Here is a 15,192-nt window from a genome sequence, read left to right as displayed (position 1 = left end):
TGGCCTAAGCCGCCGCTGTAACTTCATTCAAGTTTCGGGAGCATTCACATGGGCAAGATCATCGGTATCGACCTGGGGACCACCAACTCGTGCGTCTCCATCCTCGAAAACGGTAACGTCAAGGTCATCGAAAACGTCGAAGGCGCGCGCACCACGCCGTCGATCGTCGCTTATGCCAACGACGGCGAAATCCTGGTCGGCCAGTCCGCCAAGCGTCAGGCCGTGACCAACCCACACAACACCCTGTTCGCCGTCAAGCGTCTGATCGGTCGTCGCTTCGAAGAAGACGTAGTGCAGAAAGACATCAAGCTGGTGCCGTACAAGATCGTCAAGGCCAACAACGGTGACGCCTGGGTCGAAGCGGCCGGCAAGGAAATGGCGCCGCCGCAGATCAGCGCCGAAGTCCTGAAGAAGATGAAGAAAACCGCCGAAGACTACCTCGGCGAACCGGTGACCGAAGCGGTCATCACCGTGCCTGCGTACTTCAACGACAGCCAGCGTCAGGCCACCAAGGACGCCGGCCGCATCGCGGGTCTGGACGTCAAGCGCATCATCAACGAACCGACTGCTGCGGCCCTGGCCTACGGCATGGACAAGGCCAAGGGCGACCACACCGTGATCGTCTATGACCTGGGCGGCGGTACCTTCGACGTGTCCGTGATCGAGATCGCCGAAGTCGATGGCGAGCACCAGTTCGAAGTGTTGGCCACCAACGGCGACACCTTCCTGGGTGGCGAAGACTTCGACATGCGCCTGATCGACTACCTCGTCGATGAGTTCAAGAAAGAGTCCGGCATGGACCTGAAGAACGACCCTCTGGCTCTGCAGCGCCTGAAAGAAGCCGCAGAGAAAGCCAAGATCGAGCTGTCTTCGGCCCAGTCGACCGACGTCAACCTGCCCTACATCACCGCTGACGCCACCGGTCCGAAGCACCTGAACGTGAAGATCTCGCGTGCCAAGCTCGAATCGCTGGTCGAAGATCTGGTCAAGCGCACCATCGAGCCTTGCCGCATCGCACTGAAAGACGCCGGCATCGACGCCAGCAAGATCGACGACGTGATTCTGGTCGGTGGCCAGACCCGTATGCCGATGGTGCAGAAGGCCGTAGCCGATTTCTTCGGCAAAGAAGCCCGCAAGGACGTCAACCCCGACGAAGCCGTCGCCATGGGTGCTGCCATTCAAGGCGCCGTACTGGCCGGTGACGTGAAAGACGTCCTGCTGCTCGACGTCAGCCCGCTGACCCTGGGTATCGAAACCATGGGCGGCGTGATGACCGCGCTGATCGAGAAGAACACCACCATCCCGACCAAGAAGTCGCAGGTGTTCTCCACCGCCGACGACAACCAGGGCGCCGTGACCATCCACGTTCTGCAAGGCGAGCGTAAGCAAGCGGCGCAGAACAAGTCGCTGGGCAAGTTCGACCTGGCCGACATTCCGCCAGCGCCACGCGGTGTGCCGCAGATCGAAGTGACCTTCGACATCGACGCCAACGGCATCCTGCACGTCGGCGCGAAAGACAAGGCCACTGGCAAGGCACAGTCGATCGTGATCAAGGCCAACTCCGGTCTGTCGGACGAGGAAGTCGAGCGCATGGTGCGTGACGCCGAGGCCAACGCCGAGGAAGACCGCAAGTTCGAAGAGCTGGCCGCTGCCCGTAACCAGGGTGACGCGCTGGTCCACTCGACCCGCAAGATGGTCGCCGACGCGGGGGACAAAGTCACCGCCGACGAGAAGACCGCCATCGAAGCGGCCGTGGTTGCGCTGGAAGCTGCCGTAAAGGGCGACGACAAAGCCGCCATCGACGCCAAGGTCGAAGAGCTGTCCAAGGTCTCCGCGCCCGTCGCGCAGAAAATGTACGCCGAACAGGCCGAACAGCCTCAAGGCGGCGCCCAGCAGGCCGAGCCGGAAGCCAAGCACGACGACGTGGTCGACGCCGAGTTCGAAGAAGTCAAAGACAACAACAAGCAGTAAGTTCTGCGAGTTGTCGGCCAGCGACCCGCCTTTGGCGGTGAGCTGGTAGGATGTCGCCGCGCGGGGGCTTGCTCCCGCGTTGGCGTGTCTGGAATACGAGAATTTTTACAGCATCTGTCAGCGCGCTCAGTGCGTGCGGCGGGTGCTTGCTTGTGGCCTGGCGCGGTTCTGCGCGGCAATGTGCCAAACGCCCCCAAGAGTGCAAATGACTTATGGCAAAGCGTGATTATTACGAGGTCCTGGGTGTCGAGCGCGGCGCCAGTGAAGCGGACCTGAAGAAGTCCTACCGCCGTCTGGCGATGAAATTCCACCCCGACCGCAACCCGGGCGACAAAGACGCCGAGGACTCTTTCAAAGAGGCCAACGAGGCGTATGAAGTATTGTCCGACGCCAGCAAGCGTGCCGCCTACGACCAGTACGGCCATGCCGGTGTCGAGCAGGGCGCCGGTGGTGCGGGCTTCGGCGGTGCCAACTTCTCCGACATCTTCGGTGACGTGTTCAGCGATTTCTTCGGTGGCGGCGGCGGTCGCGGCGGGCGCGGTGGCGCGCAGCGCGGCAGCGACCTGCGCTACACCCTCGAATTGAACCTGGAAGAAGCCGTGCGCGGCACGTCGGTCAACATCCGTGTGCCGACGTTGGTCAATTGCGCGCCGTGCGACGGCTCCGGGGCCAAGAAAGGTTCCACGCCGGCCACGTGCCCGACCTGTGGCGGTATCGGCCAGGTGCGCATGCAGCAGGGCTTCTTCTCGGTGCAGCAGACCTGCCCGCGTTGCCATGGCCAAGGCAAGATCATCACCGACCCATGCGGCGCCTGCCACGGCGAAGGTCGTGTCGAAGAGTACAAGACCCTTTCGGTCAAGGTGCCGCCAGGGGTGGATACCGGTGACCGCATTCGCTTGTCCGGCGAAGGCGAAGCCGGTGCCCAGGGTGGGCCGACCGGCGACCTGTACGTGGTCATCAGCGTGCGCGAGCACGCGATCTTCCAGCGTGACGGCAAGCATCTGTACTGCGAAGTGCCGATTAGCTACACCGAAGCGGCCTTGGGTGGCGAGCTGGAAGTGCCGACCCTCGACGGTCGGGTCAAGCTGCGCATTCCCGAAGGCACGCAAACCGGCAAGCAGTTCCGTCTGCGTGGCAAGGGTGTCGCGCCGGTGCGCGGTGGCGGGGCGGGCGACTTGTTGTGCCGGGTCGCGGTGGAAACGCCGGTCAACCTGAGCCGTCGCCAGCGCGAACTGCTCGAAGAGCTGCGCGATTCGCTCGAAGGCGACAGCTCCCATTCGCCCAAGGCCAGTGGTTGGTTCGAGGGTGTGAAGCGCTTCTTCGGCGATCTCTGACAAGGAGTGGGTATGCGACGTATTGCAGTGATGGGCGCCGCCGGGCGCATGGGCAAGGTATTGGTCGAAGCCGTGCAGCAACAGGCGCCGAAGGCCGGCCTGACCGCGGCGATCGATCGCCCCGACAGCACGCTGGTCAACGCCGATGCCGGTGAGCTAGCCGGATTGGGCCGTATCGGTGTGCCGATCTCCGACGACCTGGCCAAGGTCAGCGACGAGTTCGACGTGCTGATCGACTTCACCCACCCCTCGGTGACCCTGAAGAACCTGGCCTTCTGCCGCAAGGCGGGCAAGGCCATGGTGATCGGTACCACCGGTTTCAGCGAGGCGGAAAAGCAACTGCTGGCCGAGGCGGGCAAGGACATTCCGATCGTCTTCGCGGCCAACTTCAGCGTGGGTGTGAACCTGTGCCTGAAGTTGCTCGACACCGCTGCCCGCGTGCTGGGCGATGACGTCGACATCGAGATCCTCGAAGCGCATCACCGGCACAAGGTCGATGCGCCGTCGGGTACCGCACTGCGCATGGGTGAAGTGGTGGCCAAGGCATTGGATCGCGATCTGCGCGAAGTGGCCGTCTATGGCCGCGAAGGGCAGACCGGCGCGCGTGACCCCAAGACCATCGGCTTCGCCACCGTGCGCGCGGGCGATGTGGTCGGCGACCACACCGTGCTGTTCGCCGCCGAAGGTGAGCGTGTGGAGATCACCCACAAGGCCTCGAGCCGCATGACCTTCGCCAAGGGCGCGGTGCGTGCGGCGCTGTGGCTGGATGGCCGTGAAGCCGGCCTGTACGACATGCAGGATGTGCTCGATCTGCATTGAGTGAGCTTCGCGCCTGACCGGCACGCCCTGGCGACGTTCGTACGGGGTGTGCCGCTCCCTCCACCGCACGTTCCAAAGCGTTATCCTGATAACGCATTTTGATGACGCATCCGCGGTAGACCCAAAACCACTTTTTCTGTAAGCTACAGCTTTAGTGTGTCCACTAAAAGCGCGCAGGCAGAATGAACCAGTATCAGCATAGAAAGCGGGGTGACGTATCCATACGTCATTCCGCTTTTTTGCAACCTGCGATCGCCCTTTCAGGTTTTATCTACGGGAGGTCTTCTTGACTAAGCCAGCCATACTCGCCCTTGCCGATGGCAGCATTTTTCGCGGTGAAGCCATTGGGGCCGACGGCCAGACCGTTGGTGAGGTGGTGTTCAACACCGCTATGACCGGCTACCAGGAAATTCTTACAGACCCGTCCTACGCCCAGCAGATCGTCACCCTGACTTACCCGCACATCGGCAACACCGGCACCACGCCGGAAGATGCCGAGTCGAACCGCGTGTGGTCGGCCGGTCTGGTCATCCGTGACCTGCCGCTGCTGGCCAGCAACTGGCGCAACAAGCAGTCGCTGCCGGACTACCTCAAGGCCAATGGCGTGGTCGCCATCGCCGGCATCGACACCCGTCGCCTGACGCGCCTGCTGCGTGAGAAGGGCGCCCAGAACGGTTGCATCCTGGCCGGTGACGACATCACCGAAGAAGCCGCCATCGCCGCCGCCCGCGCGTTTCCGGGCCTCAAGGGCATGGACCTGGCCAAGGTCGTGTCCACCACCGAGCGCTACGAGTGGCGCTCCAGCGTCTGGGAACTGAAAACCGACAGCCACGCCACCATTGAAGCCGAGCAACTGCCCTACCACGTGGTGGCCTTCGACTACGGCGTGAAGGTCAACATCCTGCGCATGCTGGTCGCGCGCGGTTGCCGCGTCACCGTGGTGCCGGCACAGACCCCAGCCAGCGACGTGCTGGCCCTGAGCCCGGACGGCGTGTTCCTGTCCAACGGCCCGGGCGATCCGGAGCCATGCGACTACGCGATCAAGGCGATCCAGGACGTGCTGGAAACCGACGTCCCGGTGTTCGGCATTTGCCTCGGCCACCAGCTGCTGGCCCTGGCTTCCGGCGCCAAGACCGTGAAGATGGACCTGGGCCACCACGGTGCCAACCACCCGGTCCAGGATCTGGACACCGGCGTGGTCATGATCACCAGCCAGAACCACGGTTTCGCCGTCGACGAAGCCACCTTGCCGAGCAACCTGCGCGCCATCCACAAGTCGCTGTTCGACGGTACCCTGCAAGGCATCGAGCGCACCGACAAGAGCGCGTTCAGCTTCCAGGGTCACCCTGAAGCGAGCCCAGGCCCGACCGACGTCGCGCCGCTGTTCGATCGTTTCATCGATGCCATGGCCAAGCGCCGCTGAGCCACCTGCTTGCAGGCCCCGGACCGGCTCGCGCCGCGTCCGGACGCGCCTGAACAGAGTGTTGAAGACGGCTTGCCCACTGACCCGCGCAACTGAGTGACCACCATGCCAAAACGTACAGACATCAAAAGCATCCTGATTCTCGGCGCTGGCCCGATCGTGATCGGCCAGGCCTGCGAATTCGACTACTCCGGCGCCCAGGCCTGCAAGGCCCTGCGCGAGGAAGGTTTCCGCGTCATTCTGGTGAACTCCAACCCGGCCACCATCATGACCGACCCGGCCATGGCCGACGCCACCTACATCGAGCCGATCAAGTGGCAATCGGTGGCCAAGATCATCGAAAAAGAACGCCCCGACGCCGTACTGCCGACCATGGGCGGCCAGACCGCGCTGAACTGCGCCCTGGACCTGGAGCGCCACGGCGTGCTGGAGAAGTTCGGGGTCGAGATGATCGGCGCCAACGCCGACACCATCGACAAGGCCGAAGACCGCTCGCGCTTCGACAAGGCCATGAAGGACATCGGCCTGGAGTGCCCGCGCTCGGGTATCGCCCACAGCATGGAAGAGGCCAACGCGGTGCTCGAGAAGCTCGGCTTCCCGTGCATCATCCGTCCGTCCTTCACCATGGGCGGCACCGGTGGCGGCATCGCCTACAACCGTGAAGAATTCGAAGAGATCTGCACCCGCGGTCTGGACCTGTCGCCGACCAAGGAACTGCTGATCGACGAATCGCTGATCGGCTGGAAGGAATACGAGATGGAGGTGGTCCGCGACAAGAAGGACAACTGCATCATCGTCTGCTCCATCGAGAACTTCGATCCGATGGGTGTGCACACCGGCGACTCGATCACCGTCGCCCCGGCACAGACCCTGACCGACAAGGAATACCAGATCATGCGCAACGCCTCGCTGGCGGTGCTGCGTGAGATCGGTGTGGAAACCGGCGGTTCCAACGTGCAGTTCGGCATCTGCCCGGATACCGGGCGCATGGTCGTGATCGAGATGAACCCGCGCGTCTCGCGCTCTTCGGCACTGGCCTCCAAGGCCACCGGCTTCCCGATCGCCAAGATCGCCGCCAAGCTGGCCGTCGGTTACACCCTCGACGAACTGCAGAACGACATCACCGGCGGCCGCACTCCGGCGTCCTTCGAGCCGTCGATCGACTACGTGGTCACCAAGCTGCCACGCTTCGCCTTCGAGAAATTCCCCAAGGCCGACGCCCGCCTGACTACGCAGATGAAGTCGGTCGGTGAAGTCATGGCCATCGGTCGTACCTTCCAGGAATCCCTGCAGAAAGCCTTGCGCGGCCTGGAAGTCGGCGCCTGCGGTCTGGACCCGAAAGTCGACCTGGCCAGCGCGGAAGCCGCCGGCATCCTCAAGCGCGAGCTGACCGTGCCGGGCGCCGAGCGCATCTGGTACGTGGCCGACGCCCTGCGTTCGGGCATGACCTGCGACGAGATCTTCGCCCTGACCGGCATCGATCTGTGGTTCCTGGTGCAGATGGAAGACCTGATCAAGGAAGAAGAGAAGGTCAAGACCCTGGGCCTGTCGGCGATCGACAAGGACTACATGCTGCGCCTCAAGCGCAAGGGCTTCTCGGACCAGCGCCTGGCCAAGCTGCTGGGCATCACCGACAAGAACCTGCGCCGTCACCGCCACAAGCTGGAAGTGTTCCCGGTCTACAAGCGCGTCGACACCTGCGCCGCCGAGTTCGCCACCGACACCGCCTACCTGTACTCCACCTACGAGGAAGAGTGCGAGGCCAACCCGTCGACCCGCGACAAGATCATGATCCTGGGTGGCGGCCCCAACCGTATCGGCCAAGGCATCGAGTTCGACTACTGCTGCGTGCACGCGGCTCTGGCGCTGCGTGAAGACGGCTACGAGACCATCATGGTCAACTGCAACCCGGAAACCGTCTCCACCGACTACGACACCTCCGATCGCCTGTACTTCGAGCCGCTGACCCTGGAAGACGTGCTCGAAGTCTGCCGCGTCGAGAAACCCAAAGGCGTGATCGTCCATTACGGCGGGCAGACCCCGCTGAAACTGGCCCGCGCCCTGGAAGAAGCCGGCGTGCCGATCATCGGTACCAGCCCCGATGCGATCGACCGCGCCGAAGACCGCGAGCGCTTTCAGCAGATGGTGCAGCGCCTGAACCTGCTGCAGCCGCCGAACGCCACCGTGCGCAGCGAAGAAGAAGCCATCCGCGCGGCCGGCGACATCGGCTATCCGCTGGTGGTGCGTCCTTCCTACGTGCTGGGCGGTCGCGCCATGGAGATCGTCTACGAGCTGGACGAGCTCAAGCGCTACCTGCGCGAAGCGGTACAGGTGTCCAACGATAGCCCGGTGCTGCTCGACCACTTCCTCAACTGCGCCATCGAGATGGACGTGGATGCGGTGTGCGACGGCACCGACGTGGTCATCGGCGCGATCATGCAGCACATCGAACAGGCCGGCGTGCACTCCGGTGACTCGGCCTGCTCGCTGCCGCCTTACTCCCTGAGCAAGGAGGTGCAGGACCAGGTGCGCGAGCAGGTCGCCAAGATGGCCCTGGAGCTGGGCGTCGTGGGCCTGATGAACGTGCAGCTGGCGTTGCAGGGCGACAAGATCTACGTGATCGAAGTCAACCCGCGCGCGTCGCGTACCGTGCCGTTCGTGTCCAAGTGCATCGGCACGTCGCTGGCGATGATCGCGGCCCGCGTCATGGCCGGCAAATCGCTCAAGGAACTGGGCTTCACCCAGGAAATCATCCCCAACTTCTACAGCGTCAAGGAAGCCGTCTTCCCGTTCGCCAAGTTCCCAGGGGTTGACCCGATCCTCGGCCCTGAGATGAAATCCACCGGCGAAGTCATGGGCGTCGGCGACAGCTTCGGCGAAGCCTTCGCCAAGGCACAGATGGGTGCCAGCGAAGTGCTGCCGACCGGCGGTACCGCGTTCATCAGCGTGCGCGACGACGACAAGCCACAAGTGGCGGCCGTCGCCCGTGACCTGATCGCCCTGGGCTTCGAAGTCGTGGCCACCGCCGGCACCGCCAAGGTGATCGAAGAGGCCGGCTTGAAGGTCCGCCGTGTCAACAAGGTGACCGAAGGCCGCCCACACGTGGTCGACATGATCAAGAACGACGAAGTGTCGTTGATCATCAACACCACCGAAGGTCGCCAGTCGATCGCCGACTCGTACTCGATCCGTCGCAATGCGCTGCAGCACAAGATCTACTGCACGACCACCATTGCCGCGGGTGAAGCCATCTGTGAAGCGCTGAAATTCGGTCCGGAAAAGACCGTTCGCCGCTTGCAGGATCTGCACGCAGGGTTGAACGCATGAGCATTACCAAGTACCCGATGACCGTCCAGGGCGCTCGCGCCCTGGAAGAGGAGCACCTGTTCCTGAGCAAGACCGAGCGCCCGCGCCTGAGCCAGGCGATCGGTGAAGCGCGCGAGCTGGGCGACCTCAAGGAAAACGCCGAATACCATGCCGCCCGCGAAGAGCAGGGCATGGTCGAGGCGCGGATTCGCGACATCGAGGGCCGCATGCAGAACGCGGTCATCATCGACGTGACTACGATTCCGCATTCCGGCAAGGTGATCTTCGGCACCACCGTGGAGCTGGCCAACACCGAGACCGACGACCGTGTGAAGTACCAGATCGTCGGTGAGGACGAAGCCAACATCAAGCAGGGCAAGATCTCGGCCAGTGCGCCCATCGCTCGGGCCATCATCGGCAAGGAAGAAGGCGACGTCGTCGTCATCAAGACGCCCAGCGGCACGGTCGAGTACGAGATTGTCGAAGTCCAGCACATCTGATCGACGCCTGCGGGCGCCGTCGCTCGAAGGCATCCTCTGGCAACTGGCCCAGGTATTCTGGGTCGGTGGCCTGTGGGTGTTTCACGTGGGGTTGGTGCCTGCGCTGAAGGTGTCCGGGCTGGCACCCTTGCTGGTGCAGGACGTCGCCGGGCAGATCGACCGTTGGTTGGTCGGCGTGGCGTTGCTCGGGCTACTGACCCAGCTGGCGGTATTGGCGAAGGTGGAAGGTCTGGCGGCCTGGTGGCGGCAGTTCCGCGGACAGATGTTGTTGCTCGGTTTCAGTGCCTGCGTGGCGTATTACACGTTGCGCTACGGCGTCTCCGTAGGCGAGCGCTGGCAGATGTTCTGTTTTCTGGTGCTGGGCTTTTCCGGCATCGTGCTGGTGGCCCAGCCCGTGCCGGTCAGGGCGCGTAGTCCGCGCCGCTGATCGGGGCCGCCGTTACTTGTAGCGGTGGACGTTGGACAGCTGCTTGTTCGGCTGCGGATTCTTGCGATAGACCAGCGCCTTCTTGCCGATGGTCTGCACCAGCTCGGCGCGGCCGGCCTTGCACAGCGCGGCAATGGTGGCCGCACGCTCTTCGCGATCTTCGGAACGGATTTCCACTTTGATCAGCTCGTGGTCGGCCAGGGCCCTTTCCAGCTCGGCCACCACACCCTCATTCAGGCCGTTGCCGGCGATGATCAGAACCGGCTTGAGGTCGTGACCAATGGACTTGAACTGCTTCTTCTGCTCGTTATTGAGCGGCATAATCTGACCCTTTTCGTCTGATTCTGTAAAATTGACCGGCATTTTACCCGAGGGCCCCTGGCTCGCCCAGTCAATCACCACGCATATCATCGAGGTGCCCCGTGGCGCAACGTTCCAAAAGCAGTCAAAACTGGCTGCGTGAGCATTTCAACGACCCTTTCGTCAAACAGGCGCAGAAGGACGGCTACCGTTCCCGGGCCAGCTACAAGCTGCTGGAGATCCAGGAAAAGGACCGGCTGATCCGCCCTGGCATGAGCGTCATCGACCTGGGCGCGGCGCCAGGTGGCTGGTCGCAGGTGACCAGTCGTCTGATTGGCGGGCAGGGGCGTTTGATCGCCTCGGACATCCTGGAGATGGACTCGATCCCCGATGTCACCTTCATCCATGGCGATTTCACCCATGACGCGGTGCTCGAACAGATCCTGCAGGCCGTCGGCGATTCGCACGTCGACCTTGTGATTTCCGATATGGCCCCAAACATGAGTGGTACGCCGGAGGTCGATATGCCACGGGCCATGTTCCTGTGCGAATTGGCACTGGACCTGGCCAGCCGGGTATTGCGCCCGGGCGGCGACTTCCTGATCAAGATTTTCCAGGGTGAAGGCTTCGACGCGTATCTAAAGGATGTGCGCAGCCGGTTCGACAAGGTGCAGATGCGCAAACCGTCGTCCTCCCGTGACCGTTCCCGCGAGCAATATCTGCTCGGCAAGGGCTTCAAGGGTTGAGGAGGAGGGCGTAGGCTCGGTAGGTAATAGTTATTTCCAATCGGCCCTCGCGTCAGCAATGTCTGAACTTCGTGTAGTCTTCATTTCACAAAGGGTTACAGACGGCGCCTGCCAACGCGTGGGCGATGTAGTAAGTTAGGGCGCTGTATATCATGCGAGGCACGGCCGCGTCGTGCGCCGACCTCAGAGGGTAGCTAATTGAACGACATGGCAAAGAATCTGATCCTGTGGTTGATCATCGCAGCCGTCCTGGTGACGGTGATGAACAACTTCTCCAGCCCGAACGAGCCGCAGACCCTCAACTATTCCGACTTCATCCAGCAAGTCAAGGACGGTAAGGTCGAGCGCGTCACGGTCGACGGCGCCGTCATCAACGGCAAACGCTCCGATGGCGACACCTTCAAGACCATCCGTCCGGCCATTGCCGACAACGGTCTGATTGGCGACCTTGTCGACAACAACGTCGTCGTGGAAGGCAAGCAGCCCGAGCAGCAAAGCATCTGGACCCAACTGCTGGTAGCCAGCTTCCCGATCCTGGTGATCATCGCGGTGTTCATGTTCTTCATGCGCCAGATGCAGGGCGGCGCAGGCGGCAAGGGCGGCCCGATGAGCTTCGGCAAGAGCAAGGCGCGCCTGCTCTCCGAGGACCAGGTGAAGACCACTTTGTCCGACGTCGCTGGCTGCGACGAGGCCAAGGAAGAAGTGGGCGAACTGGTCGAATTCCTGCGCGACCCGGGCAAGTTCCAGCGCTTGGGCGGTCGTATCCCTCGCGGCGTGCTGATGGTCGGCCCGCCCGGTACCGGTAAAACCCTGTTGGCCAAGGCTATCGCAGGCGAAGCCAAGGTGCCGTTCTTCACCATTTCCGGTTCCGACTTCGTGGAGATGTTCGTCGGTGTGGGCGCCAGCCGTGTCCGCGACATGTTCGAGCAAGCCAAGAAGCATGCACCGTGCATCATCTTCATCGATGAAATCGACGCAGTCGGCCGTCACCGTGGCGCTGGCATGGGCGGTGGTCACGACGAGCGTGAACAGACCCTGAACCAGTTGCTGGTGGAAATGGACGGCTTCGAGATGAACGATGGCATCATCGTCATCGCCGCGACCAACCGTCCTGACGTGCTCGACCCGGCGCTGCTGCGTCCTGGTCGTTTCGACCGCCAGGTGGTGGTCGGGCTACCGGACATCCGCGGCCGTGAGCAGATCCTCAAAGTCCACATGCGCAAGGTGCCGGCAGGCGACAACGTCAACCCTGCGGTCATCGCCCGCGGTACGCCCGGCTTCTCCGGCGCCGACCTCGCCAACCTGGTCAACGAAGCGTCGCTGTTCGCGGCCCGCTCCGGCAAACGCCTGGTCGAGATGAAAGAGTTCGAGTTGGCCAAAGACAAGATCATGATGGGCGCCGAGCGCAAGACCATGGTCATGTCCGAGAAGGAAAAACGTAATACCGCTTACCACGAAGCAGGTCATGCCATCGTGGGGCGCATCGTTCCCGAACACGATCCGGTGTACAAGGTTTCGATCATTCCACGCGGTCGAGCCCTGGGCGTGACCATGTTCCTGCCCGAGGAAGATCGGTACAGCCTGTCCAAGCGCGCGCTGATCAGCCAGATCTGCTCGCTGTACGGCGGCCGTATCGCCGAAGAAATGACCCTTGGTTTCGATGGTGTCACCACCGGCGCTTCGAACGACATCATGCGTGCCAGCCAGATCGCTCGGAACATGGTCACGAAATGGGGCCTGTCGGAAAAGCTCGGGCCGCTGATGTACGCCGAAGAGGAAGGCGAAGTCTTCCTGGGTCGTGGCGGCGGTTCGCAGCAGGCCAGCGTGTCCGGTGAGACGGCCAAGCTGATCGACTCGGAAGTGCGCAGCATCATCGACCAGTGCTATTCCACGGCGCAGCAGATCCTGACCGACAATCGCGACAAGCTCGACGCCATGGCCGATGCGCTCATGAAGTACGAGACCATCGACGCCGAGCAGATCGACGACATCATGGCTGGCCGCACGCCGCGTGAACCGCGCGACTGGGACAACGACGCAGGCGATTCCGGTACCCCGGCTCCCCAGGGCGATCGCCCAGAGTCCCCGATTGGCGGTCCAGCCGCTCATCACTAAGGGCTTCTATGACCTTCCCGCAGTATTCCACCCGGTTGCCTTGCGGCAATCGGGTTTTGGACCTTTCCCGCACCCATGTCATGGGTATCCTCAACGTCACCCCCGATTCCTTCTCGGACGGTGGGCGCTTCGCACGACGTGACCAGGCGCTGTTCCACGCACAGGCGATGGTGGAGGCCGGCGCTACGCTGATCGATATCGGTGGCGAGTCGACTCGGCCTGGTGCCGATCCTGTCACGGCGGCGCAAGAGCTGGAGCGTGTCGTGCCTATGGTCGAGGCCATTGCGGCACGCCTGGACGTGGTGATCTCGGTCGATACCTCGACCCCTGAAGTCATGCTCGAATCGGCGCGTGTGGGCGCAGGCCTGATCAACGATGTGCGTGCGCTCGAGCGTGAGGGTGCATTGGCCGCTGCGGCGGCGACCGGCCTGCCGGTCTGCCTGATGCACATGCGTGGCGAGCCGGGTACGATGCAGGACGCTCCCCATTACACCGATGTCACGGCAGAGGTGCGTGCCTACTTGCAGCAGCGCATGGCGGTGTGTGGCGCAGCCGGCATTCCAGTGGAGCGGATCATCCTCGACCCCGGTTTCGGTTTCGCCAAGACGCTCGAGCACAACCTCAGCCTGTTCAAGCACCTGAAAGCGCTTGAGGAACTGCACCGCCCCTTGCTGGTCGGAGTGTCGCGCAAAAGCATGATCGGCCTGACCTTGCAGCGGCCTGTGGACGAGCGCCTGTACGGTAGCTTGGCGCTCGCGGCGCTCGCCATGACCAAGGGCGCGAGCATCCTGCGTGTCCATGATGTGGCAGAAACCGTCGACGTGGTGCGAATGATCGCCGCAGTGCAGAACGCCGAATAGAACAACTGGAGTTTCACATGAGCAGAAAATACTTCGGCACCGACGGCATTCGTGGTCGCGTCGGGCAGTTCCCCATTACCCCGGATTTCATGCTCAAGCTGGGGTGGGCGGCAGGCATGGCGTTCCGCAAACTCGGCCATTGCCGCGTATTGGTCGGCAAGGACACGCGTATCTCCGGCTACATGTTCGAGTCCGCACTGGAGGCCGGGCTGTCCGCGGCCGGTGCCGATGTCATGCTGTTGGGGCCGATGCCCACGCCTGCCATCGCCTACCTCACGCGCACCTTCCATGCCGAAGCGGGCATCGTCATCAGCGCTTCGCACAACCCGCATGACGACAACGGCATCAAGTTCTTCTCGGGCAAAGGCACCAAGCTGCCGGACGACATCGAGCTGATGATCGAAGAGCTGCTCGACCAGCCGATGACGGTGGTGGAGTCGACCAAGCTTGGCAAGGTGTCGCGCATCAACGACGCCGCCGGGCGCTACATCGAATTCTGCAAGGGCAGCGTGCCGACCGGTACCAGCTTCGAAGGGCTCAAGTTGGTGGTCGACTGTGCCCACGGCGCGACCTACAAAGTCGCGCCCAGCGTGTTCAAGGAACTGGGTGCCGACGTCACCGTGCTGCATGCCCAGCCGGACGGCTTGAACATCAACGAAGCCTGTGGCTCGACGCACATCGAATCGTTGCAGGCCGCGGTGCTGGTCGGCCATGCCGACTTAGGGATCGCTTTCGACGGTGATGGCGACCGCGTGCTGATGGTCGACCATACCGGTGCGATCGTCGATGGCGACGAGTTGTTGTTCGTCATCGCGCGCGATCTTCAGGCCCGTGGCAAGTTGCAAGGCGGTGTGGTGGGCACGCTGATGAGCAACCTGGGCCTGGAGCTGGCGCTCAAGGATCTGGACATTCCCTTCGCCCGCGCCAAGGTCGGCGACCGTTACGTCATGGCCGAACTGCTGGAGCGCGATTGGCAGTTGGGCGGCGAAAACTCGGGGCACGTGGTGTGCTGCAACCACACCACGACCGGCGATGCGATCATCGCTGCGCTGCAGGTGCTCATGGCCCTCAAGCGTCGCGGCGAAACCCTGGCTCAGGCGCGACAAGGCGTGCGCAAGTGCCCGCAGGTATTGATCAACGTACGCTTCGCCGCTGGTCAGGACGATCCATTGGAAAACCCTGCCGTGCAGCAGGCCAGCGCCGAGGCTACCGAAGCCATGGCCGGCCGTGGTCGCGTGCTGTTGCGCAAGTCCGGTACCGAGCCGCTGGTGCGCGTGATGGTCGAAGGTGATGACGAAATTCAGGTGCGCCGCCATGCCGAAGCGCTGGCCAGGCTCGTCGAACAAGTCTGTGCTTGAAAGACGCTTGCCAGGGCGTTTCTGGTTGGGTAA

Annotated in this window: 12 protein-coding genes; 11 read left to right on the top strand and 1 reads right to left on the bottom strand. The window is 62.9% G+C overall.

The genetic code is table 11. The features are described from left to right. The first annotated feature begins 48 nt into the window (after nt 1-48). From dnaK to AA0Z93_RS04020, 7 genes are all read left to right on the top strand, one after another. Nucleotides 49-1,971, top strand: a complete 1,923-nt coding sequence (gene dnaK / locus AA0Z93_RS04050) for a molecular chaperone DnaK (RefSeq protein ID WP_413046286.1) — start codon at nt 49-51, stop codon at nt 1,969-1,971. Between the two features lie 212 nt (nt 1,972-2,183). Further along, nucleotides 2,184-3,305 (top strand): molecular chaperone DnaJ, encoded by a 1,122-nt coding sequence (gene dnaJ / locus AA0Z93_RS04045; protein WP_413046287.1) that lies wholly within the window; start codon nt 2,184-2,186, stop codon nt 3,303-3,305. A gap of 12 nt (nt 3,306-3,317) precedes the next feature. Continuing rightward, on the top strand, nt 3,318-4,124 hold the full coding sequence (gene dapB / locus AA0Z93_RS04040; protein ID WP_413046288.1) for a 4-hydroxy-tetrahydrodipicolinate reductase: 807 nt from the start codon (nt 3,318-3,320) through the stop codon (nt 4,122-4,124). A gap of 286 nt (nt 4,125-4,410) precedes the next feature. Continuing rightward, nucleotides 4,411-5,547: a glutamine-hydrolyzing carbamoyl-phosphate synthase small subunit gene (carA, locus tag AA0Z93_RS04035; protein WP_413046289.1), complete on the top strand. Its 1,137-nt coding sequence runs from the start codon at nt 4,411-4,413 to the stop codon at nt 5,545-5,547. A gap of 105 nt (nt 5,548-5,652) precedes the next feature. Next, nucleotides 5,653-8,874 carry a carbamoyl-phosphate synthase large subunit gene (carB, locus tag AA0Z93_RS04030; protein WP_413046290.1) on the top strand — a complete coding sequence of 1,074 codons (3,222 nt, stop codon included), beginning with the start codon at nt 5,653-5,655 and terminating at the stop codon, nt 8,872-8,874. Continuing rightward, nucleotides 8,871-9,353 (top strand): transcription elongation factor GreA, encoded by a 483-nt coding sequence (gene greA, locus AA0Z93_RS04025; protein WP_413046291.1) that lies wholly within the window; start codon nt 8,871-8,873, stop codon nt 9,351-9,353. The genes carB and greA overlap by 4 nt, the downstream gene beginning before the upstream one ends. Further along, nucleotides 9,331-9,780, top strand: a complete 450-nt coding sequence (locus tag AA0Z93_RS04020; RefSeq protein WP_413046292.1) for an MFS transporter — start codon at nt 9,331-9,333, stop codon at nt 9,778-9,780. The genes greA and AA0Z93_RS04020 overlap by 23 nt, the downstream gene beginning before the upstream one ends. A gap of 12 nt (nt 9,781-9,792) precedes the next feature. On the opposite strand, the gene yhbY is transcribed toward AA0Z93_RS04020, so the two are convergent. After that, the gene (gene yhbY / locus AA0Z93_RS04015; RefSeq protein ID WP_296265841.1) at nt 9,793-10,101 is read right to left on the bottom strand and encodes a ribosome assembly RNA-binding protein YhbY; all 309 of its coding nucleotides are present in this window, start codon (nt 10,099-10,101) and stop codon (nt 9,793-9,795) included. A 101-nt stretch (nt 10,102-10,202) separates the two neighbouring features. Here yhbY and rlmE point away from each other — a divergent pair, with 101 nt between their 5' ends. The 4 genes from rlmE (at nt 10,203) to glmM (ending at nt 15,159) form a co-directional block, all read left to right on the top strand. Next, nucleotides 10,203-10,826, top strand: coding sequence for a 23S rRNA (uridine(2552)-2'-O)-methyltransferase RlmE (gene rlmE / locus AA0Z93_RS04010; RefSeq protein ID WP_313739956.1), 624 nt, complete (start codon nt 10,203-10,205; stop codon nt 10,824-10,826). Between the two features lie 207 nt (nt 10,827-11,033). Continuing rightward, the gene (ftsH, locus tag AA0Z93_RS04005; RefSeq protein WP_413046293.1) at nt 11,034-12,941 is read left to right on the top strand and encodes an ATP-dependent zinc metalloprotease FtsH; all 1,908 of its coding nucleotides are present in this window, start codon (nt 11,034-11,036) and stop codon (nt 12,939-12,941) included. An 8-nt stretch (nt 12,942-12,949) separates the two neighbouring features. Then, nucleotides 12,950-13,801 carry a dihydropteroate synthase gene (gene folP / locus AA0Z93_RS04000; protein ID WP_413046294.1) on the top strand — a complete coding sequence of 284 codons (852 nt, stop codon included), beginning with the start codon at nt 12,950-12,952 and terminating at the stop codon, nt 13,799-13,801. Nucleotides 13,802-13,818: 17 nt separating this feature from the next. Further along, nucleotides 13,819-15,159: a phosphoglucosamine mutase gene (gene glmM, locus AA0Z93_RS03995; protein WP_413046295.1), complete on the top strand. Its 1,341-nt coding sequence runs from the start codon at nt 13,819-13,821 to the stop codon at nt 15,157-15,159. Nucleotides 15,160-15,192: the final 33 nt, after the last annotated feature.

The sequence above is a fragment of the Pseudomonas phoenicis genome (assembly GCF_047302395.1).
Classification (GTDB): Bacteria; Pseudomonadota; Gammaproteobacteria; order Pseudomonadales; family Pseudomonadaceae; genus Aquipseudomonas.
The sequence above is the reverse complement of the archived record's forward strand: the minus strand, read 5'-3'. Positions and strand labels throughout refer to the sequence as shown.